At 72.8% G+C, this 23,777-nt stretch carries 17 protein-coding genes and 1 riboswitch; of the genes, 5 read left to right on the forward strand and 12 right to left on the reverse strand.

All coding sequences use genetic code 11. The features are described from left to right. Positions 1-52: 52 nt before the first annotated feature. The 3 genes from O7625_RS19000 to O7625_RS19010 all read left to right on the forward strand — a co-directional run bounded on the left by O7625_RS19000 (position 53) and on the right by O7625_RS19010 (position 2,954). Positions 53-622, forward strand: coding sequence for a 4'-phosphopantetheinyl transferase superfamily protein (locus tag O7625_RS19000; RefSeq protein ID WP_282340299.1), 570 nt, complete (start codon positions 53-55; stop codon positions 620-622). Further along, on the forward strand, positions 622-1,998 hold the full coding sequence (locus O7625_RS19005) for an FAD-dependent oxidoreductase (protein WP_282340300.1): 1,377 nt from the start codon (positions 622-624) through the stop codon (positions 1,996-1,998). Before O7625_RS19000 ends, O7625_RS19005 begins: the two co-directional genes overlap by 1 nt. Before the next feature lie 113 nt (positions 1,999-2,111). Further along, positions 2,112-2,954, forward strand: a complete 843-nt coding sequence (locus tag O7625_RS19010) for an AfsR/SARP family transcriptional regulator (RefSeq protein ID WP_282340301.1) — start codon at positions 2,112-2,114, stop codon at positions 2,952-2,954. A 16-nt stretch (positions 2,955-2,970) separates the two neighbouring features. Here O7625_RS19010 and O7625_RS19015 read toward each other — a convergent pair whose 3' ends face one another. The 8 genes from O7625_RS19015 to O7625_RS19050 form a co-directional block, all read right to left on the reverse strand. Then, positions 2,971-4,365 carry a condensation domain-containing protein gene (locus O7625_RS19015; RefSeq protein ID WP_157746956.1) on the reverse strand — a complete coding sequence of 465 codons (1,395 nt, stop codon included), beginning with the start codon at positions 4,363-4,365 and terminating at the stop codon, positions 2,971-2,973. Positions 4,366-4,370: 5 nt separating this feature from the next. Then, positions 4,371-5,729 (reverse strand): MATE family efflux transporter, encoded by a 1,359-nt coding sequence (locus O7625_RS19020; protein ID WP_282340304.1) that lies wholly within the window; start codon positions 5,727-5,729, stop codon positions 4,371-4,373. 26 nt (positions 5,730-5,755) lie between these two features. Beyond that, positions 5,756-9,352: an SDR family NAD(P)-dependent oxidoreductase gene (locus O7625_RS19025; protein WP_282340306.1), complete on the reverse strand. Its 3,597-nt coding sequence runs from the start codon at positions 9,350-9,352 to the stop codon at positions 5,756-5,758. 15 nt (positions 9,353-9,367) lie between these two features. After that, entirely contained in the window at positions 9,368-10,159 is a 792-nt protein-coding gene (locus O7625_RS19030) for an acyltransferase domain-containing protein (protein ID WP_282340307.1), read from the reverse strand. Further along, complete coding sequence (locus O7625_RS19035) at positions 10,107-11,300, reverse strand: hypothetical protein (RefSeq protein WP_282340308.1); 1,194 nt, start codon at positions 11,298-11,300, stop codon at positions 10,107-10,109. Before O7625_RS19035 ends, O7625_RS19030 begins: the two co-directional genes overlap by 53 nt. Positions 11,301-11,635: 335 nt before the next feature. Next, on the reverse strand, positions 11,636-12,613 hold the full coding sequence (locus O7625_RS19040; RefSeq protein WP_282347008.1) for a ribonucleotide-diphosphate reductase subunit beta: 978 nt from the start codon (positions 12,611-12,613) through the stop codon (positions 11,636-11,638). A gap of 53 nt (positions 12,614-12,666) precedes the next feature. Continuing rightward, positions 12,667-15,042 carry a ribonucleoside-diphosphate reductase subunit alpha gene (locus O7625_RS19045; RefSeq protein ID WP_282340309.1) on the reverse strand — a complete coding sequence of 792 codons (2,376 nt, stop codon included), beginning with the start codon at positions 15,040-15,042 and terminating at the stop codon, positions 12,667-12,669. A gap of 119 nt (positions 15,043-15,161) precedes the next feature. Further along, positions 15,162-15,379, reverse strand: a riboswitch (cobalamin riboswitch). A 28-nt stretch (positions 15,380-15,407) separates the two neighbouring features. Then, positions 15,408-16,295 carry a helix-turn-helix transcriptional regulator gene (locus tag O7625_RS19050; RefSeq protein ID WP_282340310.1) on the reverse strand — a complete coding sequence of 296 codons (888 nt, stop codon included), beginning with the start codon at positions 16,293-16,295 and terminating at the stop codon, positions 15,408-15,410. A gap of 127 nt (positions 16,296-16,422) precedes the next feature. Between O7625_RS19050 and O7625_RS19055 the strand changes: the two genes are divergently transcribed. Further along, complete coding sequence (locus O7625_RS19055; RefSeq protein ID WP_282340311.1) at positions 16,423-17,325, forward strand: oxidoreductase; 903 nt, start codon at positions 16,423-16,425, stop codon at positions 17,323-17,325. Positions 17,326-17,380: 55 nt separating this feature from the next. Further along, positions 17,381-18,100: a hypothetical protein gene (locus O7625_RS19060; RefSeq protein ID WP_282340312.1), complete on the forward strand. Its 720-nt coding sequence runs from the start codon at positions 17,381-17,383 to the stop codon at positions 18,098-18,100. 45 nt (positions 18,101-18,145) lie between these two features. Here O7625_RS19060 and O7625_RS19065 read toward each other — a convergent pair whose 3' ends face one another. From O7625_RS19065 to O7625_RS19080, 4 genes are all read right to left on the reverse strand, one after another. After that, positions 18,146-18,739 carry a TetR/AcrR family transcriptional regulator gene (locus O7625_RS19065; protein WP_282340313.1) on the reverse strand — a complete coding sequence of 198 codons (594 nt, stop codon included), beginning with the start codon at positions 18,737-18,739 and terminating at the stop codon, positions 18,146-18,148. A gap of 7 nt (positions 18,740-18,746) precedes the next feature. Next, on the reverse strand, positions 18,747-21,188 hold the full coding sequence (locus O7625_RS19070; RefSeq protein WP_282340314.1) for a PEP/pyruvate-binding domain-containing protein: 2,442 nt from the start codon (positions 21,186-21,188) through the stop codon (positions 18,747-18,749). A gap of 88 nt (positions 21,189-21,276) precedes the next feature. After that, positions 21,277-23,064, reverse strand: coding sequence for a HAMP domain-containing sensor histidine kinase (locus O7625_RS19075; protein WP_282340315.1), 1,788 nt, complete (start codon positions 23,062-23,064; stop codon positions 21,277-21,279). Then, the gene (locus O7625_RS19080) at positions 23,061-23,750 is read right to left on the reverse strand and encodes a response regulator transcription factor (RefSeq protein ID WP_282340316.1); all 690 of its coding nucleotides are present in this window, start codon (positions 23,748-23,750) and stop codon (positions 23,061-23,063) included. The genes O7625_RS19075 and O7625_RS19080 overlap by 4 nt, the downstream gene beginning before the upstream one ends. Between the last annotated feature and the right edge of the window lie 27 nt (positions 23,751-23,777).

The raw sequence follows: 23,777 nt of genomic DNA on the forward strand, positions 1-23,777 counted from the left end.
CGGGGTGTGCTGACAATTCTCGGAACGGACCTGTGGGGGCCGGGTGGGTGTGGTGCTGACCGCGGTGCCACCGGATCTGGTGGTGCGGCTGGACCGCCGCGCGGGCGACGGACGGGTGACGGCCCGGGCCCTGCTGGCCGGGACGGCCGCGGCGATGGCCGGTGCCCCGGTGGACGCGGTCGTGGTCGACCGGGCGGCCCGGGGTGCGCCGCTGCTGCGCGGCGTCGCCGCCGGGTGGCACGCCAGCGTCAGCCACACCGGTGGACTGGTCGCGGTGGCGGTGTCCCGGCTCGGACCGGTCGGCGTCGACGTGGAGGCGGTGCGACAGCTGCCCGCGCTCGCGCTGAGCCGACGGTGGTTCGCCGCCGAGGACACCGACTGGCTCCGGGGGCAGCCGGTCGAGCGTCTCGACGTCGGCTTCCTGTCCCTGTGGACCGGTAAGGAGGCGGTGGCCAAGCTGTACGGCACCGGGCTGCGCGGGGGCCGGCTGCTGCGGTTGCGCACCGCCCCGCCGCAGCCGCCGGCCTGGCGCTCCACCGTCGACGACCCCGACGTCCTGGTCACCCACCGGGAGCTGCCCGGTCACGTGCTGGCGATCGCCCACCGCCGGGTGCGCCGCTGATGGAGACCGCCCTCGTCCTCGGCGGCAGCATCGCCGGCCTGGTCGCCGCGCGGGTCCTGGCCGACCACGCCGAGCAGGTGTGGATCGTCGAACCCGACCTGCTGGAGGACGCGCCGGTGCTCCGCCGCGGCACGCCGCACGGCAGCCAGGCGCACACCCTGCTCGGCCGGGGTCGGACCGTCATCGACCGGCTGCTGCCCGGCATCGTCCGGCAACTGGTGCGCGAGGGCGGCCAGCTGGTCACCAGCGGTCCCGGCGGGGCGCAGTGGTTCCTCAACGGCCGGGCCAAGGTCCCGGTGCGCGGCGGCAGCGTGGTCAGCGTGTCGCGCCCGTTCCTGGAGTGGCACATCCGTCGGCGGGTCCTCGCGCTGCCGAACGTCGCCCTGGTCGGGGGCACCGCCGTCGGGCTCACCGCGACCGCCGGCCGGGTGGACGGGGCGCTGGTCCGCCCGCCGGGCGCCACCGGTGCCCAGCGCCACGGCGCGACCCTGGTGGTGGACGCGACCGGGCGGTCCAGCCGGCTGGCCGACTGGTTGGGCCGGATCGGTTACCCGGCGCCGGACAAGCGCCGGATGGCCCTGGACCTCGGCTACGCCACCTGCCTGTTCCACCGGGAGCCCGGCCAGCGGCTGGCCGGGCACGTGGCGGTGTACTCGGTCTACACGCCGAGCAGGGCGCTGACCGGACCCAGCTCGATGACCCCGGTCGAGGGGAACCGTTGGCTGACGCTGGTCAGCGGCTACGGCGACCGGCGGCCGGGCCGTGACCTGGGCGAGTTCCTGGCCCGCTGCCGCGCGGATCCGGCCCCTGCGCTCCAGGCGCTGCCGGCGGCGTGCGAGCCGGCCGACGAGGTGCGCGTGCACCGTTTCCCGGACAGCGTCCGCCGCGAGTTCGACCGGCTGGACCGGTTCCCGGCCGGCCTGGTCGCGATCGGCGACGCGGTCGCCTCGTTCAACCCGACCTATGGGCAGGGCATCTCGGTGGCGGCGATGCAGGCCCTCGCGTTGGCCGAGTGGCTGGCCGAGCCCGGCGCGCCGGACGGGCCGGCGCACGGGTACTTCCGGCGGGTGCGTGCGGTGGTGGACGACGCCTGGGACTTCTCCGCCGCACAGGACTGCTACCTCCCGCACGTGACCACCGCCCGACCGTTCGGCTGGCGGCTGCGCCGTGGCCTGGCCGAGGCGGTGCAGAACGCGACGGTGACCGACGAGGTGGTGCACCGGGCCTTCCTGGAGGTCGTCAACCTGACGGCCGGTCCCGACCGGCTGCGTCGCCCGGACATCCTGTGGCGCACCGGGGTCGCCGCGCTGCGCCGCGCCGGGCCGTCCTCGAAGACGGCTCGAACAATCGACGACGGCGGCCCGAAAACCCGCTAGCATCGCAGTCGAACCTGACGTCCATCTATGCTGATGGGTAGGGCTGTCGCATTTTTTCGGGTGTCCCCGCAGCACGTCGCGCAGAATGCAGATCGCTTTCCGGGGGAGAGGCCATGGAGATCCAGATCCTGGGACCGCTCGTGCTCGCCCGCTCCGGTCGCACCGCCACGCCGACCGCCCCGAAGCCTCGTAGCGTGCTGGGCCTGCTGTTGCTCCACGCTGACCAGACCGTGCCGGCCACCGCGTTGACCAGGGAGCTGTGGGGGACGTCCCCACCGGTCAGCGCGCCGACCACCCTCCAGACGTACGTGCTCCAGCTCCGCAAGTGCTTCGCCGCCCTGCTCGACGTGCCGGTCGCCGAGGTGGCCCGGCGGGTGCTGGTCACCGTCCCCGGCGGCTACCTGCTACGGGTCGGCCCGGACGAGTTCGACCTGCGCCGGTTCGAGCAGTTGGCCTCGGCCGGCCGGCGTGCGCTGGCGGCCGGTGACCACGTCGACGCGGCGGCCCTGCTGGTACGCGCCTGTGCCCTCTGGCGCGGGCCGGCGCTGGCCGACGTGCGTACCGGCGTGGTGGCCGGGCCCCGGCTCAAGGCGCTGGAGGAGACCCGGCTCGCCACCGTCGAGCAGTGCATCGAGGCGCGCCTGCGACTCGGTCACCACCAGGACGTGCTGGCCGACCTCACCCTGCTGATCGCCGAGCACCGGCTGAACGAGAACCTGTGCGCGCAGCTGATGGTGGCGCTGCACCGCAGCGGCCAGCGCCGCGAGGCGCTGGCGGTGTTCCACCGGCTGCGGGCGTCGATGGTGCAGGAGCTGGGGTTGGAGCCGTCCAAGCGGCTGCACCTGCTCCAGCAGGCGATCCTCACCGACGACCGGGCGCTGGAGGTGGCGCCGCGCGAGGACGGGTTGACCCAGCTGCTCGACCACCTCGTCCTGCCGCGGGCCCGCGCCCGTTAGCCGCCCGGACCGTTCGTCACCGGTCCCGGGCGTACCGGGCACAGCTCTCGGTGAACCAGCGCGCGACCTGGTCCAGCGGGACGTCCTCGAAGGCGAGGGTCACGACGGTCCGTTCGAAGGTGTCGAGGAAGGCCCGGATGTCGCCGGGGGGCAGCAGGGCCGTGTCGACGAAGAGGGACAGGTGGATGCGCTCCGCGGTGCCCCGGATGCCCATGAAGAGATCCTTGTTCTTTTCCGCTACCCGCTCGACCCAGGAGAAGCTGCTGCTGGCGGTGACCGCCGACAGCTCCGCGAGGGTGGCGGGTGGGCGGGGGCGTCCGGGAAGCTGCGACCAGATGTCGTTGAACTGGCACCCGCGTCGGGCGGCCGCCCTGCTGATCAGTCCCAGGGTGGTGCGTTGGCGGTGCCGACCGTGGCTGCGCGCCTCGGTCAGCACGGCCGTGCACTGCGCGACCAGCTCGGCGAACGAGTCGCCGCCCAGCTCGACCACCGTCATGATGCCCTGGCTGAGACTGCACACCATGGTGGCCAGCTCAGGCTCCATGCGGTTGCTCAGCATGATGTCGACCGGACAGACCGGCCCCGGGAGGACACTGCGCATCAGCGCCGTGAAGACGGACAGCAGGATCGTGGAGGGGGTCGTCCGGTACCGGCGGGCCGCCGGTCCCACCGCCATCGCGACGGCGTCGGACTCCAGTTGCCCCCGGTGGAACCGTGGCGTGACGGGCGTCGCCCGCGGCGGCAGCATGTCCGGGTGGGTGCGGCTGAGCTGCCGCTGGATGAACCTCGTCGCCTCGATGTCCAGCAGCTGCCCCTCCGGCCGCTCCTCGCGGGCCGCCAGGTCGGCCGGCTGGAGCGCCGGCCGGGCCGGGGGTACCGGCCTGCCGTCCACCCGGGCGCGCAGCAGCGCGGTCAGGTCGGCGACGAGCAGGTCGGCGCTGATGAAGTCCGCGGACAGGTGGGAGACGGCGAAGGTGAGCAGGATCGGGATGCCGTCCTGGAGGATCACCGAGAAGCGGACCGGCAGGTCGGTCTCGTGGTCGAAGCCGCCCGCGGCGTTGCGGGCCAGGCACTCGGTGACGATGTCCGTCCAGTCCGTGGGGTCCTCGATCGACCGGTCGACGAGTTCGACCGGCAGCGACCCGGCGGCGAGCACCTCCTGGGTGCCGTCGCCGGTGGGCGTGCGGTGGTACCGCGTCCGGAGCGCCTCGTGCCGCCGCATCAGGTCGCCGATGCCCTCCCGCACGGCGTCGAGGCCCAGCACCAGGGGGACCGGCATCCAGCGGGTGAGCACGGCGAAGGTCCGGGCGTTCTCCCAGTCGCGCATGAGGTCCCAGATGACCTCCTGTCCCCAGGTCAGCGGGGCGGTGCGGACACGGCCACCGTGGAACTCCACCTCGGTCGTACGCATGGTGATCATGGTGAGCTGGGCACCTCCACGGAGCGGGACGGAGTGTCGGCGAGCGGGGCACGCGGCGGCGCCAGGACGCGACGCAGGCAGAAGACCGTGTACGTCAGCCCGGTGGTCCAGCTCGCGACCACGGCCCACATCACGGCCTGGATGCCCAGCGGCCCGTTGAGCAGGTAGGCGAAGGGGAGCTGCACCATGACGAAGGCGACGATGGTGCAGATCAGCGGTGCGGTCGTCCGCCGGGCGCCGTTGAGGTAGCCGTGCAGCACGACCATGACGGTGTAGAGCGCCAGGAACGGAAAGATGATCACGAGGTACTGCCCGGTGACCCGGCGGGTCGCCTCGTCGTCGGTGAACAGCGCGGCGATGGGGCGGTGCGCCACGACGACCACGATGGAGACCAGCACCGTCAGGCCGACGGTCAGCCCGAGCGCCCGCAGCAGGCCGTACCGCGCCCGCTCGGTGTGGCCGGCGCCGAGGTTCTGCGCCGCGAACGTCACCATCGCGCCGGACAGCGACAGGAAGGGCAGGGCGGTGAACGCCTCGATCCGCGAGACGATGGTGAACGCCGCCATCACCACCTCGCCGTACGCCTCGATGATCCAGACCAGCACCATGATCCCGGCGGCGAGGATGATGTGCTGGGTGGCCAGCGGAAAGCCGAGCCGGGTGGCGTCGGACAGCTCACCGGTCACCGCCCTACGGCTGGGCCGGCCCCGGGGCAGCGGATAGAGCCGTCCCGCCGCGACGACACCCACCACCATCGCCACCGTGGTCGCCGTCGCGGTCGCCATCGCGGCGCCGCCGATGCCGAGCCCGAGCCCGCCGACGAAGAACAACGCCAGCGCGATGTTGATCAGGTTCCCGGACGCCTGCACCCACATCGCCGCCCGCGAGTTGCCCAACCCGCGCAGGTAGGCGCTGACCGCGGCGGATCCGAAGATGCCGGGGAACCCGACGGACAGCACCCCGATGAAGTGGGCGCACTGCTCCGCCAGGTCACCCGTGATGCCCATCAGCGCCAGGACCGGCCCGGCCAGCACGGTGACCAGCAGCATGCAGCCCAGCGCCCAGCAGACCGTGACCGTGGCCAGGGCCACCACGACGTCGCGTCGCTCCCGGTCCTGCCGCGCGCCGCGCAGGTGCGCCAGCCGGATGGTGAACGCGGTCCCCAACCCGATGAACATCGCGTTCAGCAGGTAGAACAGTGGTCCGCTCGCGCCGACCGCGGCGAGCCCGTCGATGCCGACGTAGCGCCCGACGACGATGCTGTCGACCAGCAGGTACACCTGCTGGAACAGGCTGGCGACGGTCAGCGGCACGGCGAAGCCGACGATCTGGCGAACCGGTGGTCCAGTGGTCATGTCGGTCATGACGTCCCCGATCGTGGTCAGCTGCTGGTGGCGCCGAACTCGCCGAGCTCCTCGACGTGGTAGGCGATCTCGGCGGCGGTGCGGTCGGCGAGCAGGTCGGCCACGTCGTACGGCACGCCGTGGCAGACCGAGATGTTGCTGGCCACGGTGGCGGCCATCAGGGAGTCACCGCCCAGGTCGAAGAAGTCCGCCTCCACGTCGAGCCGGTCGTAGCCGAACGCGAGCGCCAGACACTGCCCGACCGACCGCTCGGTGTCGGAGTAGTTGCCGTCCGGCCGGCCCTCCAGCTCGACCGTCACCGCCGACACGGTGGCCCGGATCTTCTCGGTGGCCTTGGCCAACCGGGCCTCTAGCGCGTGCATGTGCCGCTCCACGGTGGCCTCGATGTCGGTGGACAGCCCCACGTCGTAGGAGCGCAGCAGGTGGACGAGTTCCCCGCCGTAGTTCAGCTCCCCGCCGAACAGCCGGGACCGGCGCGACCGCAGGCCGGCGTCGAGGACGGCCAGCCCCACGCCGGTCGGGATGGCCTTGAACATGGTGTCGCCGTTGGTGCCGAAGTCCACCGCCATGCCGATCTCCTTCCACGCGACCCAGTCCAGCGCGATCACGTGGCAGTCCCGGCCCGCCTGCGCCCTGGCCAGGTTGTCGAGGTAGTAGTTGGCGGCGGCGTAGTCGGCCTGCCCGGGGGCGGGGAACACCGCGGCGACCGAGGAGAAGTGGACGATGAAGTCCGGCGGGTCGTCCCGGGTCACCGTGTCGAGCACGAACGCCGCGTGCAGCTTGGCCCGCACCACCGCGTCGAAGTCGTCGAGCTGGCGGAACATGACGGTGCTGCCGCCGGGCAGCCCGGCGGCGTGCACGATCCCGTCGATCCGGCCGTACCGGTGCCGGAGCCCGCCGACCGCCTCGGCGAGGGCCTTGCTGTCGCCCGCGTCGACCGCCACCGCGTGCACCGACGCGCCCAGCGACTCCAGCTCCCGCACTACCCGCAGCCGGCCCTGCACCGGGCCGTCCGGCCCCGCCGTGGACAGCTCGTCCCACTGGTCGCGCGGGGGTAGCCCGGACCGGCTGAGCAGCACCACGGTGATGTCGGGCTGGGCGTCGACGAAGTCCCGGGCGACCGCCAGCCCGAGCGCGCCGGTGCCTCCGGTGATCAGATAGGTGCCCCCGGACCTGAGGTAGGGCCGGGTGCCCTGCGCACCGACCGTCGGTTCGATCTCGGTGACCTCGACGAAGACCTCACGCAACCGTTCGTCGCCGCGCAGGACCGACAGGCCGTACTCGTCGGCGAGCAGCTCCGCGCGCAGCGCAGCCGCCGGCACGGCCGGGTCGACGTCGACGTGCTTGACCCGGATGTACGGGTACTCCCGGACGAGCACCTTGCCGAGGCCGACGAGCGCGGCGTTCTCGGTGACCGCCGTCGCGTCGCCGTCGCGTGCGGCCACCGCGTTGCGGGTCAGCACCACCAGGTCGAGCTTGGTGCCCGCCGCCATCAGCGCCTTGGCCAGGTGGAAGAGGCCGTACAGGTTCTTCGTCGTCCGCCGCTCGATCTCCTCGATGTCGTCCGCCGCGGTCTGCTCGAAGGCCAGCGCGTACACCAGGTGGGTGATGTCGTGTTCCTCGACGAGCCGGGCGATACGGTCGTAGGACGCCGGGCTGTCGGCGGCGACGACCTCGTCGCCGGGGGAGAGCCGGTCACCGAGCCGGACGACCAGGCCGGTGTCGGAGAGCACCGGGGCCAGCACCGCCTCGGCGTCGGTGGCCGGATCCACCAGGGCGAGGATCCGCGCGTCGTCGGCCACCCGCGCGGGTGCCGGCATCGGCCTCAGCTCCACGTCGTGGATCACCGGGTGCTGCTCGGTGGCGCGCTCCAACGACATCGTCTCCCGCCAGTTCTGCGGAAAATCCAGCCAGGCGGTGCTGTCGTCGAAGACGTAGCGGGGGAGGTGGACGGTGCGGTAGGCCCGGCCCGCCGCCAGCCGCTGCCAGTCGACGGCCGCTCCCCGCAGGTAGTCCTGCGCCACCTCGCCGAGCGGGCCGTCGAGGGCGGGCTGCCCACCACCGGCGAGCAGCTCCTCCAGCCCCCGGCGGAGGTCGTCCGGGCCGGTGACGACCAGTGCGACGCGGTGGCGGTGCGACGACCGCGACACCCGCGTGGTGTGGCAGACGTCGGCGAAGTCCACCCCGTCGAGCCCGCCGTCGTCGATGAACCGGAGGTAGCTGCGCAGCAGGCCGGTCAGCGACCTCGGGGTGGCCGCGCTCAGCGTGAACAGGTGTTCGCCGGGCGGCGCGGGCTCGACCGGCGGCGCGACGTACTCCTCCACCACCACGTGGGCGTTGGTGCCGCCGAGGCCGAAAGCGCTCACCCCGCAGCGGCGCGGCCCGTCCGGGGACTCCCACGGTTGCAGCGCGGTCGGCACGAACAACGGGCCGGAGGTGAAGTCGAGCTTGGGATTGGGGTTCACGAAGTTGGCCTGCGGCGGCAGCATCCGGTGGCGCAGTACGGCCACCGCCTTCAACAGGCCGATCACGCCGGAGCCCTCGAAGAGGTGACCGACGTTCGCCTTGACCGTCCCCACGGCGCAGAAGCTCCGGTCCGAGGTGTGCCGGGCGAAGGCCTGCTTGATGCCCTCGTGCTCGATCGGGTCACCGACCCTGGTGGCCGTGCCGTGCGCCTCGAAGTAGCCGAGCGTCCGCGGGTCGATCCCGGCGTTGCGCCAGGCGGTGAGCAGCAGCTCGGCCTGCGCCTCGGAGCTCGGGCTGGTGATGCCGTCGGTGTGGCCGTCGTGGTTGATTGCGCTGCCCCGGATGACGGCGTAGATCTGGTCGCCGTCGGCGATTGCCTCTTCGGTCCGCTTGAGGACCACCGCGCCGGCGCCTTCGCCGAAACCGGTGCCGTCGGCGGCCTCGTCGAAGGTGCGGGTGACCCCGTCGGACGACTCGATGCCGATGTTGGTGTGCGGGTGCTTGACCGGGGCGAAGACGATCCGCGCGCCGCCGACCACCGCCATGTCGCAGTCCCCCGCCAGCAGGGCGTTCTTCGCCTGGTGCAGGGCGACCAGGGTGGCCGAGCAGGCGGTGTCCACCACCAGGCTCGGGCCGCGCAGGTCGAGCAGGTGGGACAGCCGGTTGGCCAGCATGGCCGGGATGTTGCCGGTGATCGCCTGCTGGCCGGACGACGGTTCGATCCGGGCGAGGTAGTCCATGTAGGTCGACCCGGGGTTGGTGGCGAAGCCGACGAAGACCCCGGTCCGGCTGCCGCGGAGCCGGTCCGCGGAGTAGCCGGCGTCCTCGAACGCGAGGTACATCGCGCGCAGCGCCATCCGGTGGTGCGGGTCGGTCAGCATGGCCTGCCGGGGCGTCATCCCGAAGACGGCGTAGTCGAAGGTGTCCACGGCGTCGAGGTAGCAGCCGTGGTGGAAGTCCAGGCTGGTGTCGTCCACCGGCTCGACGGTGGTGGCCCGCACGTAGTGGATGTACTCGCTGAGGGTCTCCCGGCGGTGCTGGGGGAACGGCCTGGTGAGGCTGGTGCCGGTGCTGATGACGCGCCAGAACCCGTCCAGGCCGTCCACCCCCGGCAGCTCCACCGAGGTGCCAACGATCGCGATGCTCATCGTGCGTCCATCCCTTCACCGAATCCTGTTCACGAGCGCGCCGAGCGTGCTTCCGTTGACCTCGTCGAACTGGGTGACGCCCAGGGCGCGCAGCGTGGCGACGGCACGCACCCAGTCCACCGGGGTGGACACCTGGCGGGTGAGCAGCTCGGCGCCCCGGTCGGTGGGGAAGACCGCACCGGTCACGCTGGACACGACGGTGCCGGTGCCGGCGCTGAACACGCAGCTCTCCAACGCCGCCCGCAGCTCCGGCTCGACCGACGCCATCAGCGGCGTGTGGAACGGGCCGCTCACGTTGATCGGGACGACCCGCGCACCGGGCAGCGCGCCGATGGCCTTGGCGGCGACGGCCACCTCCACCCGGTCCCCGGCGATCGTCGTCTGGGTGTCGGCGTTGAAGTTCGCGATGTGCACCCCGGACAGTCCGGTCTCGCGCAGCGCCCGCTGGACGAAGGCCGCCGGTACCCCCTGGACGGCGGACATGCCGCCGCCGGTGATGTCGGCCATCAGCTCACCGCGCCGTCGCACCAGGCGCAGCGCCGTCTCGAAGTCGAGTATGCCGGCGGCGCAGAGCGCGTTGTACTCGCCGAGGCTGTGCCCGGCGTAGAACCGGTAGCCGTCAGGTTGCTCGGCGATCCGTTGCCGGCCCAGCAGGGCATTGGCCACGAATACGGCGGGCTGGGCGTAGCGGGTGTCCCGGAGTCTGCGGTCCGGATCTCGGGTGCACAGTTCCTCGATCGAGTAGCCGAGGATCTCATCCGCCAGCGCGGTGGTCTCCGGGAACTGGGCGAACAGCCCCGATCCCATTCCCCGGCGTTGTACGCCCTGGCCCGGAAAGAGCAGACATCGCACGCTGGCCTCCTGAGACCGGTGGTGTGGAGAATTGTTGTGCCGACTCGAATGCGACCCGGCGCGGGTGGTCGCGAAGACATTCCTTCGTGAAACGTCGCGCGCCTGCTCCGGGGCCGTGGTCGACTATTCGGTCGATGGCGGAGTCGGTGACGGCGTGCCGGGTCACCTGTTCCCATTCGACCGGGCGCGACAGCACCTGCTGGCAGAACTCGTCCACCAGGTCCGGTGCGTCGCGCAGATCGCGGGGGGCGTCGGTGGCGTACACCGGCAGGCGCAGCCGGTCGCCGCCCGGCAGCTGACCGACGAAGTCGCGGTCGCCGGCGATCCGGCGCACCGCCGGCAGCAGCAGCGGGCTGTGGAACGGGATGGTGTTGTTCAGGAACGCCCAGGTCGCGCCGGTCCGCGCGAATGTCGCCTCGTGGCGGAGGTAGAAGTCGAGGAGTTCGACGGTCGGGCCGCTGAGTACGTGTGCCCGCGCCGCGTTCGCCAGGCTCACCGTGATCGTGCCGTCCGCCCCCGTCAGCAGTTCGTCGAGCTCCTCGCGGCGCAGGCCGGTCAGGGCGGCCATCGGCCCCGGTGGGGCGCTGCGGCGGACCCGGGTCCGGTATTGGTCGACCGCCCCGGGGTCGGGCGTCGGCCCCCCGGCGTACTGCTGGCCGCGCACCAGGGTGATCGCCGCCAACCGCAGGCAGACGGCCGCCACCTCGAGGTACTCGTCCGTCCGGCGGACGCCGAGGCCGGCCAGGACGGCGGCCAGCAGGCCGATGCTGTGGCCGAGCGCCGCGACGGCGTCGTCCGGGTGGCGCCGGACCGGCTGGAGCTGGCAGGCCTGGTGGACGTGGATGCACAGGCCGGCGGTGACCGAGTCCCGGGGTATTCCGCCCGGCGGTGCGGTGGTCGACGTCAGCCACTGCCGTAACGTCGTGCCGTCCGGGCATAATCGGACCCGGTCGGCCGGTGCGAGATGGGCGGCCACCTCGTCGAGCACGCGGAATGTCGCGTGGAAGTAGGTGGCGTTCGCTGGAATTGTATAGAGCGCGCGTAGCGCCGGTAACAGCCCGTCGTTCGCTCCGCCGAGACCGTCGAATAGCAGCATCGTACGCACAAGAAGCCTCTGCCTCGGAATAATGGGCGATGACGGTGTGAGTGTCGGATGATGGATACGTCGACGATCTTTCAAGATCTGAGTCAAGATGCTAGCACCGCGCCCAGGCTTCATCAACATCGATCGACGTCTAATGCGTTTAAGTCATTTTTATGGGCGCGTAACTTTTGTGGAGCTTTTTCGTGGACAATTCGGCCCCGGTCTGCCGATGTCGGTCGAATGACGCACGGGCGTGGTCCCGGGCGACGGGCGCCCCACGACCGCGGAACCGCGCGGCGGCCCGGCCCGGTGGGTACGCCACCGGGCCGGGCCGCCGCCCCACCGGGTCAGAAGTCGTCGTCGAAGGTGACCGTGCCGCTGACCCCGACCTGGTACGCCGACACCCGCCGCTCGAAGAAGTTCGACAGCTCCTGCACGTCCTGCAGGTCCATGAAGGCGAACGGGTTCTGCGCGCCGTAGCGCGGCGCGATGCCGAGCTGGACGAGCCGACGGTCCGCCACGTGCTCCAGGTACGCCCGCATGTCGGTCAGCGGCAGCCCGGAGACGCCCTGGTCGAGCAGGTCCTCGGCGAACTGCGCCTCGCACTCGACCGCCTCGGCGAGCATCTCGGTCACCTGCCGCTCCAGCTCGGCGTCGAACAGCTCCGGCTCCTCCCGCCGGACGGTCTCCACCACGTCGAACGCGAACGCCATGTGCATCGACTCGTCGCGGAACACCCAGTTGGTGCCCGACGCCAACCCGTTGAGCAGGCCCCGGGACCGCAGGAAGTAGACGTAGGCGAAGGCGCCGTAGAAGAACAGCCCCTCGATGCAGGCGGCGAAGCAGATCAGGTTCAGCAGGAACGCCCGCCGGTCGGCCCGGGTACGCAGCTCCCGCAGCGCGAAGACCGAGTCGATCCAGCGGAAGCAGAACTCGGCCTTGCGCCGGATCGACGGGATGTTCTCGATGGCCGCGAACGCGGCGAAGCGTTCCCGCTCGTCGGGGACGTAGGTGTCGAGCAGGTTCAGGTAGAACTGCACGTGCACGGCCTCCTCGAACAGCTGCCGGGACAGGTACAGCCGGCCCTCCGGGGAGTTGACGTGCTGGTAGAGGTTGAGTACCAGGTTGTTGGCGACGATCGTGTCGCCGGTGGCGAAGAACGCCACCAGCCGGGACACCAGGTGCCGCTCGGCCGGCGAGAGCCGCTCCAGGTCGGCGAGGTCGGCGTGCAGGTCGACCTCCTCGACGGTCCAGGTGTTGCGGATGGCGTCCTTGAACCGGTCGAAGAAGTGCGGGTAGCGCATCGGTCGCAGGGTGAGGTCCATGCCGGGGTCGAGCAGCAGCTGCCGCCCGGCGGTGCGGGGTTCGTCGACGGTGGTCACTGGCACGCCTCGCAGCTCTCGGGGTTCTCCAGGGAACAGGCCAGCGCCTCGGCGTCGGCCGTCACGGCCGGGGCGACGGTGACGGTGGCCTGCTGGATCCGGGTCGCCGGACGCGACCGCAGGTAGTAGGTGGTCTTCAGCCCGGACTTCCAGGCGTGCAGGTACATCGAGGACAGCTTGCCGATGGTCGGCGCGCTGAGAAACAGGTTCAGCGACTGCGACTGGTCGATGTACGGCGCCCGCGCGGCGGCCAGGTCGATCAGCGCCCGCTGCGGCAGCTCCCACGCGGTGCGGAACAGCTCCCGCACCTCGGCGGGCAGCTCGACGATGCCCTGCACCGACCCGTCGGCCCGCTTGATCCGGTCGCGGATCTCCGGCGTCCACAGGCCGCGGGCCTTCAGCTCGCGTACCAGGTAGGTGTTGATCTGGAGGAACTCCCCGGACATCGTCTCGCGCTTGAACAGGTTGGACACCTGCGGCTCGATGCACTCGTAGCAGCCGGCGATCGACGCGATGGTGGCGGTCGGGGCGATCGCGACCAGCAGCGAGTTGCGCAGGCCGTGCGCCGCGATCCGGGTGCGCAGCGCGGCCCACCGCCCGGCCTGGGTGGGCTCCACACCCCACAGGTCCGGGTGCAGGTCACCCCGGGCCGCCCGGGTCTGCGGGTACGCCGGGTGCGCGCCGAGGCGTTCGGCGAGGTCGGCCGACGTCTCCAGCGCGGTCAGGAAGATCTCCTCCTGTACCCGGGTGGACAGCTCCCGGGCGGCCACCGAGTCGAACGGCAGGCGCAACGCGAAGAACGCGTCCTGCAGGCCCATCAACCCCAGCCCGACCGGCCGCCAGCGCGGATTCGACGCCGCCGCCTGCTCGGCCGGGTAGTAGTTGACGTCGATCACCCGGTCCAGGAACACCACCGCCGTCCGCACCGTGGCGCGCAGCTTCTCCCAGTCGACGCCGTCGCCGGTCAGGTGCGCGCCGAGGTTGACCGAGCCCAGGTTGCAGACCGCCGTCTCGGTGTCGCTGTTGACCTCCAGGATCTCGGTGCACAGGTTGGACAGGTGGATCGTGTTGCCCGGCACGCCGGTCTGGTTGGACAGCCGGTTCGCCGGGTCCTTGAACGTCATCCACCCGTTGCCGGTCTGCGCCAGGGTCCGCATCATCCGCCCGTACAGGTCCCGGGCCTTCACCGTGCGGACCGCCTTCTTCTCCGCCACCCGGTACGCCGCGTCGAACGCCTCGCCGTACAGGTCGGGCAGCTCCGGGGCGTCCGACGGGTCGATCAGCGACCACTCGGCGTCGGCCTCGACCCGGCGCATGAACTCGTCGGGGATCCAGTTGGCCAGGTTGAGGTTGTGGGTGCGCCGGGCCTCCTCGCCGGTGTTGTCCCGCAGCTCCAGGAACTCCTCGACGTCCGGGTGCCAGGGTTCCAGGTAGACGCAGGCGGCGCCCTTGCGCCGGCCGCCCTGGTTGACCGCCGCCACCCCGGCGTCGAGGGTCTTCAGGAACGGCACGATCCCGTTCGACCGGCCGTTGGTACCCCGGATCAACGCGCCCCGGCCGCGCACCCGCGACCAGGAGATGCCGATGCCGCCGGAGAACTTCGACAGCTTCGCCACCTGGTGGTACCGCTCGTAGATCGAGTCCAGCTCGTCGCGGGGCGAGTCGACCAGGAAACACGACGACATCTGGGTGTGCCGGGTGCCCGAGTTGAACAACGTCGGGGAACTCGGCAGGTAGGCCAGCGACGACATCAGCCGGTAGAACCCGACCGCCTCGTCCGGCGTCCCGGACAGCCCGCAGGCCACCCGCAGCAGCCAGTACTGCGGCGTCTCCACCACCAGCCGCGACTCGGGGTGCCGCAGCAGGTACCGGTCGGCCACCGTGCGCAGCCCGAAGTACTCGAACCGCAGGTCACCGGCCGGGTCGACGGCGTCGTCGAGTTGTCGTGCGTGCCGGGCCACGAACGCGGCCGTGTCGTCGGCGATCAGGCCGAGGCCGTGGGCGTACCGGACGGACTCGCTGAAACTCGTCACCGACTGCCCGCGCACCTCCTTCTCCACGAACCCGGCCAGCAGCCGCGCCGCGAGCCGGGAGTACTGCGGCTCCGTGCCGATCAGCTCCGCCGCCGTCTGGATCGACAGCCTGTCCACCTCGGCCGTGGTCGCCCCGTCGTAGAGACCGTTGACCGTCGCGGTGGCCACCCGCAGCGGATCCACCTCGTCCAGGTCGGCGGCCCACCGGGCGACGGCCGTGACGATCCGGTCGACGTCCACCGGCTCGGTGCCGCCGTCGGGCCGGCGTACCCGCATCACCGGCCGGCGCGGCTCCACCTCGCCGGCACCGGGCGGGGGACTCTCCTGTACGACCGTCATGACCTCTCCTCGCCGTCACCGATGACCATCGGACGCGGGAGAACGCCAACGGGCGCGGCGCGACGGCCGACCCGGAACCTGGCGTCGGTCGTCCCGCGCGACCTCAGGCCGCCGCGCGCGGCAGCGCACGGCGCGCTGGCAGGTCTTCGGACTCGCGGGCCGGACCGGGGTCCACCGGTCGCCTACTGGCCGTCGCTTCCCAGACCTCGCGGTCCAGTGCTCGATGACGGCGGTCGTTCCCACTCACCGCTGCGGGGCAGTCCCGGATTTCCACCGGGTTCCCTGTTGCCTCGACCGGACCACCGGGCCCGGCCGAACCAGCTGCGTGGCACACCATATATGGCGTAGATGGGGGAGAGGCAACACTAGATGTCGCGGGGGCGTGTCGGATAACTCTCACCCGACCGCGCGGTGGCCCGCAGTGAAGCCAGCAACCGCAGCGCGTCCGCGTCGGCGCTGCCGGGCTCGGCGGTGAAGACCAGCATGACCGGGCCGGGGCTGCCGGGCAGCGGATAGGTGTCCCAGTCCAGGACGATGTCGCCGACCCCGGGGACCTGGAAGGTCTTGGTGCCGCTGACCGACTCGCGGACGTCGTGCCGGGACCACAGCCGGCGGAACTCGGCGCTGCGGATGCTCAGCTCACCGACGATCGCGGTGGCCCGGGGGTGGGTGGGGTCGGTGGCGACCGCGGCCCGCAACATGCCGATGTAGTCCAGCGCCTGCCGCTCCCAGGCCGCGCACCGCCGGGTCCGGGTCGCCGCCTCGTCGAACATCAGCAGCAGCATGTTGAGCCGGTCCGGCGGGTAGCCGTCCGGGTCGCCGAGCAGCGCCACCGCCCACGGGTTCCAGGCGAGCAGGTCCAGGTGGCGGCCGAGCACCACCGCCGGGGTGTCCATCACCCGCAGCAGCCGCCGGGTGCTCTCCGGCACCCGCTCCGGGCCGTGGTCCACCCGGGCCGGCACCGGCCGGCGGGCGGCCCGGGCCAGGGTGAACAGGTGTCGGCGTTCCCCGGCGTCGAGGCCGAGCGCGGCGGCGAGCGCGTCCAGCACGTCGTCGGAGGGGCGAACCTCGCGGCCCTGCTCCATCCGCTGGTAGTAGTCGGTGCTCAACCCGGCCAGCAGCGCCAGCTCCTCGCGGCGCAGCCCGGTGACCCGGCGTCGTCCGCCCGGCTCCAGGCCGACGTCGCGGGGGTGCAGCCGGCCGCGCCGGGCGCGCAGGAAGTCACCGAGCTCGCGGGCGTACGGATGGGTCATGTCGCCAGTGTGACGCGGCCCGGACCGGCGCGGGTAGGTCTGCGGGACCTAGGCAACCGGGTACGACCGGTCCCGCCCGGCCCGGCCGTAGCGTCGGTGACCCCAGCCGACCGTCAGGGAGCAGCAGATGACCTGGACCGCCGACCACATCCCCGACCAGCACGGCCGCACCGCCGTCGTGACCGGCGCGAACTCCGGCCTCGGCCTGGTCACCGCCACCGCGCTGGCCCGTCGGGGCGCACGGGTGGTGCTCGCCGTCCGTGACACCGCTGCCGGCCGGCGGGCCGCCCAGCAGATCGGCGGTGACGTCGAGGTACGCGAGTTGGACCTCGCCTCACTGGCCTCGGTGCGGGCGTTCGCGGCGGCCCTGGCCGCCGACCACCCGAGGATCGACCTGCTGGTGAACAACGCCGGCGCGGTGCTGCTCGGCCCGCGCCGCACCAGTGCCGACGGCCACGAGCTGCACCTCGCCACCAACCTGCTGGGCCACTTCGCGCTGACCGGCCTGCTGCTGGGCAACCTGGCCGCGGCGCGGGCGGCCCGGGTGGTCAGCCTCAGCTCGATCGTCCACCGCAGGGCACACCTGGACTTCACCGACCTGATGATCGAGCGCGGCTACTCGGGCTCCACCGCGTACGGCCGGTCCAAGCTCGCCACCACCGTCTTCGGGGTCGAGCTGGACCGCCGGCTGCGCGCCACCGGGTCGCCGGTGCTCAGCGTGCTGGCCCACCCCGGCGTCACCCGCACCAACCTGACCCCGCGGGCCTGGTCCCACCAGGGCCGGCGCGGCCGGGTGCTGGCCCGGCTCAGCCTGCTGGCCACCCAGCCCGTCGAGCAGGGCGCGCTGCCCCAGCTGCGGGCCGCCACCGACCCGGCGGTACGGGGTGGCCAGTTCTTCGGCCCGGCCCGGTTCTTCCAGACCTGGGGTCCGGTCACCGAGGTCCGGTGCAGCCGGGAGGCCGCCGACCCCGCCGTCGGCCGTCGGCTCTGGACGGTGGTCGAGGAGTTGACCGGCGTCCGCTACCCCTGACACCGGGGCGCACTAGCATGGCTGCGGTCGGTGACGGCGGCGGAGACGAGGCGAGATGAGATGGCTCGGGCGGGTACTGGGCGGCGGGAACCGGCAGGTCCAGGAGGATCCGGTCCGGCAGGCGGCGCTGTCGGCCGAGGTGCGGCAGCGGTTCGGCACCCACCTGGCCGTCCGACCGGCCGACCAGGTGGCGGCGATCGTCGGCCTGCTCGACGACGGCGACGGCCTGGTGGTGGCGGCCACGATCGTCGGTGAGTTCGCCACCGCGGCCCACGCGGACCTGCTGGCACAGACCGCGGAGCTGTACCGGCGTACCGGTCACCGGTTCCCGGTGGACCGGCGCAACTACCGGCCACTGTGGCGGGAGGTCGGCGGGCGGCTGCACTGGCCGCTGTTCGCGCTGCCGGGCGGCCTGCACCCGTACGTGCACGTCGCCGCCGCCGCCACCGTCATCGGCGCACGGGCGGCGCAGCTGGTCCGGGCCACCGACCCGGATCCGCTGCTCGCCCACCTGTTCGAGGTGCTCGACCTCACCACCTGCGGCTGGGAGTACGGCCGGGTGCGGGTGGACCACGACGGAGCCTCACTGGTCGGTCGCCTGATCTCCACCACCCGGGACGTCCGGGCGGCGATGAAGGACCCGCCGCCGCTGCCCCCGTCGGTCCGGGAGCTGATGCGGACCAACCGGTCGGTCGACGTCTTCGACCTCACCGGCGACCGGGTCGTCGGCACGATCAACGTGGGCGGCGAGCTGCGGCCGGCGCTGCTGACCTGACGGCCGGACCGACCGGCGACGCCCCCGGCCCGCGCCGGCCGGGGGTCAGCCGAAGAGCAGCTCCAACTGGTGGTCGAGGACCGCCGTCGCCTGCGCCGGGGTGTACTGCCCGCCGAGCAGGTACATCCCCAGCCCCTCCACCAGCGCCAGCAGCCCCGCCGCGGCGTCCGCCGGCAGTAGCCCCGCCGCGGCGTCCGCCGCCGGTGGACGTGGCAGCAGCCCGGCGATGAAGTCCACCAGTTGTACGGTGTCCGGCCGCAGCCCGGTGGCCGCCGCCGGGTGCAGGGCGGTCCAGGAGAGGAACGCCAGCGCCACCCGCCCGTCCGCGCGGGCCGCCTCGTCCAGCGGCAGCAACGCCGCCAGCAGGGTGCGCAGCAGCAGCCGGGGCGCCGGGTCCGGGCCGAGCGCCGCGACCGCCGTCTCGACCCGGCCCCGGCCCCGGTCGCGGACGACGGACAGGGCGAACGCCATCATCTCGTCCTTGGTGGTGAAGTAGTGCTGCACCATGCCGGCGGAGACCCCCGCCTCGGCGGCCACGTGCCGCAGGCTCACCGCCTCCAGGCCCCGGTCGGCGGCGACCCGCATGAGCGCGTCCGCGATCAGGGTGCGCCGCTGACGGGGGTCGACTCTCTTGGGCATCGGGGTCCTACCGTCGCGTCGTCACGGTGCCGGCCGCACCGTCCACAGTGATCACCTGGCCGGTGACGATCCGCGAGGTGGCTCCCGGCACGCTGATCACGGCCGGAATCCCGTACTCGCGTGCCACCGTGGGGCCGTGTGCCATGACCGCGCCGGTCTCGGTGACCAGCGCCGCGGCGGTCAGGAACAGCGGCGTCCAGCCCGGGTCGGTGGTGGCGGTCACGAGGATCTCCCCGGGTTCGAGGTACGCGGTGGCCGGGTCGGTGACCACCCGGGCCGGGCCGGTCACCTTACCCGTCGCCGCCCCGACGCCCCGGAGCAGGCCCTCGCCGTCGTCGGTGGCCGGCAGGGTGCTCTCCACGTCGGTCCCGTCGGAGAGGATCGCCACCGGCACCACCCGGCGGCGCAGTTCGCGCCGGTGCGTCGCCCGGCGTCGGGCGACCAGCCCGCTCAGGTCGGTGCCGCCGAGGGCCGTCTCGACCTCGTCGAGGGTGAGGAACATGACGTCGTCCGCCACCGGGAACAGCGTCGACCCGATCAGCAGCAACTGCTCGCGGACGGCCTGGAGCCGGTACAGCCCGGCGAACTTCCCGGACTCCCGCAGCCCCGCCAGCCGCCGGGCCCGGCGCAGCAGGAAGACCGCGATCCGGCCCCGGACCGGGCGCTGCCGGACCGCCCGCGCGGCCAGCTCGTTGAGGGCGGCCTCGGCGGCCCCTGCGGCCTCGGCGAAGCGCCGGTCGGGGGCCTGTGCCGGGTCGGTGAGCCGCAGGTAGTTGGCGATCGCCGCGAAGACCGGGGTGGGGTCCTCGGCCCAGCGCGGCACCCCGACGTCGGCCTCGGCGGCGGCCCGGTGGCCGTAGCGGGACAGGAAGGCGGCCAGGCCGATCTCGGGCAGCGCGCCCCGCAGGTACCGGGCTGCCAACTCGGCCGGTGGCGTGTCGAGGAGCAGGTCGCGGTGCGGCCGGGCGGCCGAGGCCAGCGCCCAGAGCGCGAGGTCCATCTCGATGGTCACGTTGTGCGGGACGCCGCGCAGCACGGCGTGGACGTCGGCCTCGGTGGCGACCCCCTTGAGCAGCTGGGCGGGCAGCGCCGAGGCGAGCATCCCGGCCACGATCGGCCAGGTGACGTCGTCGGCGACGTCGTCGGTGTCCTCGCCGTGGTCGCGGACGAACCGCAGCCGCTCGTGGGCCGTGTGCGCCTGCGGCGGCGCCGTCGACTCCGCGCGTAGCCGGTCGACGGCCGCGAGCAGCCGGTCCCGTGCCGCGTCCGGGCGGGCCAGCGCCCGCAGGATGCCCCGCAGTGCCCGCAGCGCCGTGCCCAGCGAGGCGTCCGCCGGGCGGCGGGACCGGTCGCCGGACGGCGCGAAGCGTGGATCCCGCAGGACGTGCTCCATCACCGCCTGGGCGCGGGGCCCGAAGTCGACGGCCATCAGCCTGACCAGCCGCTTACGGGCGGCGGGCCGGCGGACCAGGTCGGTCAGGTCGCCGTAGAGCCGCCCGCCGATGTCCACGATCTCCACCCTCATCCCGAGCGAGGCGACCATGGCGGCGATCATCCTGCTGAGCGTGGACATGCCCATCGGGGTGACCGGTCGCAGCATCCCCTGCACGTTGCCGAACTCGACGTACACCCGCAGGTCGTCGGTCTGCGGCGGCAGCGGGAAGAGCGTCGTGACCGGTCGCGACTGGAGCAGCCACAGCGTCCCGTCGTGGTCGATCGCCCACTCGACGTCCTGCGGCACGCCGAAGTGCGCCTGGATCCGCCGGCCGGCGGTCCACAGGTCGTCGTGCCAACCGGGGCCGGGTGCCGCTCCCCGCCGCGCACCGGCTGCTCCGGCCGGACCGTCCTCCGGGTGGTCGGCACCGGTCAGCACGAGGTGGTTGGCGTCCGTGTGGCCGTCGACCACCCGGGTGCCCAGGCCCGTCCCGACGTCCACGAGCATCTCGGTGCGATTGCCGGTGACCGGGTTCGCCGTGTAGAGCACGCCCGCCCGCACCGGGGTGACCATCCGTTGCACCACCACCGCCATCCGCGCGTCGGCGGGGTCGGTCCCGTGGGCCTCCCGGTAGGCCACCGCCCGGTCGCCGTGCAGCGACTTCCAGCAGGTGTCGATCGCCGCCACCAGGTCGGCCTCGCCCTCGACGTCCAGCACGGTGTCGTGCTGACCCGCGAAGCTGGCGTCCGGCAGGTCCTCGTCGGTCGCGCTCGACCGCACCGCCACCGGGCCGCCGCCCAGCCGCGCGTACGCCGCCCGGACCTCGTCCTGCGGCACCACCCCGGCCCGGTACGCCTCGGTGGTCACGCAGAATCCGTCCGGCACCCGCTCACCGGCGCGGATCAGCTCGCCGAGACCGGCCGCCTTGCCGCCGACCAGCGGGACCAGGCCGGCATGGGCCTCGGACAGGGGGAGCACCGACACCTGCGCCTCTTCTTTGCAATACGACTGCATTGCAAAGAAGGTACGCGGTTCGCAGTGCAACTGCAATGTGAAAAAGTCGGAGACGGCCGCCGCCGGGTGGGACGCAGGGTGGCGGAGCTCAGCTCCGGGCCGGGACGACGACCGGCAGCCGGACGGTGAAGGTGCTGCCCTGGCCGGGAACGCTCTCGACGCCGATGGTGCCGCCGTGCGCCTCGGCGAGCTTGCGGGCGATCGACAGGCCGAGCCCGCTGCCGCCGGTGCTGCGGGTCCGGGAGTCGTCGGCCCGCCAGAACCGGTCGAAAATCCTGGCCTGGTCGGCGGGGGCGATGCCGGTGCCGGTGTCGGACACGGCGATGGTGAGCTGGTCGTCGCGTACCTCCAGGCGCACGACGACCGAGCCGCCCGCCGGGGTGTGCCGGACCGCGTTGGCGACGATGTTGCCGACGATCTGGCGCAGCCGGGCGCCGTCGACCGACATCTCCAGATCGGTGCCCACCGAGGTGCCCAGCCGCACCCCGGCGGCCTCGGCGGCCCCCCGGTGCGCCTCGACGACCTGCTCCAACAGATCGGCCACGAAGTACGGTTCACGGTGGATCCGCAGGTCACCGGCGTCGGCCGCGGCCAGGTCCCGCAGGTCGTCGATGATGTGCTGCAGCAGCAACGCCTCGTCGAGCAGCAGGGTGAGCAGCTGCGTGTCGAGCTGCGCGAGACCGTCCTGGGCGGCCTCCAGCCAGCTCCGCATGTTGGTCAGCGGCGTCCGCAGCTCGTGCGCCACGTCGCTGACCATGCTGCGGCGTAGCGCCTCGGTCTGCTCCCGCCGGGCCGCGAGGTCGTTGAGCGCGGTGGCCAGCAGGCCGATCTCGTCGCGGGTGGTCACCGGCACCCGGGCCGGTTCGTCCATCGGCTGCCGGGTGGCGTCGGTCAACGCCCGCAGCGGGCGGACCAGCCGCCGGCCGACCAGCACGGTGATCAGCACGGTGGCCACCAGCACCGCCCCGGTCACCTGGGCGATCCGGACCACGTTCGCCCGGGACAGGTTGAACACCGGCTCCTCGCCGCCCTGCGTCCCGTCGGTGACGAACAGCAACGCCGGGGGTGCCACGTACGCCCGGAGCTGGGTCGTCCGGGCCTTCTCCAGGCAGCCGGCGACCTGCTGGTCGAAGCGGGCGTCCCGGCTGGGTGCCGCGGTCCGGTCGGCGCGGATCTCGACCCGGGTCGGTTCCCCCAGCTCCCGGAGGCAGTTCTTGGTCAGGGTCTCCAGCTGGGCGATCCCGGCGGCCTCGCTCGGCAGCGGGCGGGTCAGCTCGTCGGGCAGGCAGAATCCGACGATGCCCCGGTCCTTCGGGTCGCTCATCCGCACCGAGGCCCGGCCGGCGGGATCCACCACCACCCGCGCGTCCGCCCTGGACTCGGCCCGTACGCAGCCGAGCTGCCGCTCGGCCAGCTCCCGGGTGTTGTTGCTCTCCCGCTTGGTCAGCCGGTACGGCCCGACCGCGCGCGGATCGACCCGCTCGGTGCCACCGGTCAGGCCCAGGTCGACCTGCAACGGGTCGACGGTCGCCGACGGCCGGGCGGTCTGCAACGACGGGCCGTCCGGGGCGGAGTCGGCGATCACCTGCCGGTCCGGGGTCATCAGGGTGATCCGCCGTTCGAGCCGGTCGGCCCGCTCGGCGAGCACCGCGTCGACCCCGGTCCAGTCCCGGTGCGTCGCCGCGTGGTCCAGCAGCGTGTCGTAGATGCTCTTGTCGTCGGCGAGCGAGCGGCCCTGCTCCTGCTGGATCGCCCGGGTGGTGGACTGCACGGCCAGCCAGGTCGTCGCCAGGATCGCGCAGACCGCCACCAGCAGCGAGGTGGCCAGCAGCCGCACCACCAGGCTGCGGTGCAGGGGAACCCGTTGCCGTCTCACGGCGCCCCGGCGACCAGCTTGTAGCCGACCCCGTAGACGGTCAGCAACTGCTGCGGCCGGCGGGCGTTCGCCTCGATCTTGCGGCGCAGGTTCATCACGTGCACGTCGATGGTGCGCCCGGTCGACTCCCGGTCGATGCCCCGGGTGTGTTCGAGGAGCTGACCGCGGCTGAACACCCGGCCGGGCTGACGGATCATCGCGGCGAGGATGGCGAACTCGCCGGTCGTGCACTCCACCGGGACGCCGCCCGCGGTGACCAGGCGGCGCGGCTCGTCGACGGTGAGCTGGCCGAGCCGGTGTACCGGTGACTCCTGCGGCACGGTCCGCACCCGGCGCAGCAGCGTCCGCACCCGGGCCACCAACTCGCGCGGGCTGTACGGCTTGGTCATGTAGTCGTCGGCGCCCAGGTCCAGCCCGCGCAGCAGGTCGTCCTCGGCCGACCGGGCGGTCAACATCAGCACCGGCACGTCCGACTCCTGGCGGATCATCCGGCAGACCTGCATGCCGTCGAGCTTCGGCAGCATCACGTCGAGCAGGAGGAGGTCGAACGGCTGCTCCCGGGCCTGCCGCAGCGCCGTCTCGCCGTCGGCCACGATCGTCGCCCGGTGACCCGCCGCCACGAGATAGCGGCGCAGCGCCTCGGCCTGCCGCGGATCGTCCTCCGCGAGCATCACGTGTGCGCACATGGTGGGGAATATAGAGCAGCTCAGGGG

Origin of the sequence: Micromonospora sp. WMMD714 (genome assembly GCF_029581315.1) — a bacterium.
GTDB classification, from domain to species: Bacteria; Actinomycetota; Actinomycetes; order Mycobacteriales; family Micromonosporaceae; genus Micromonospora; species Micromonospora rifamycinica.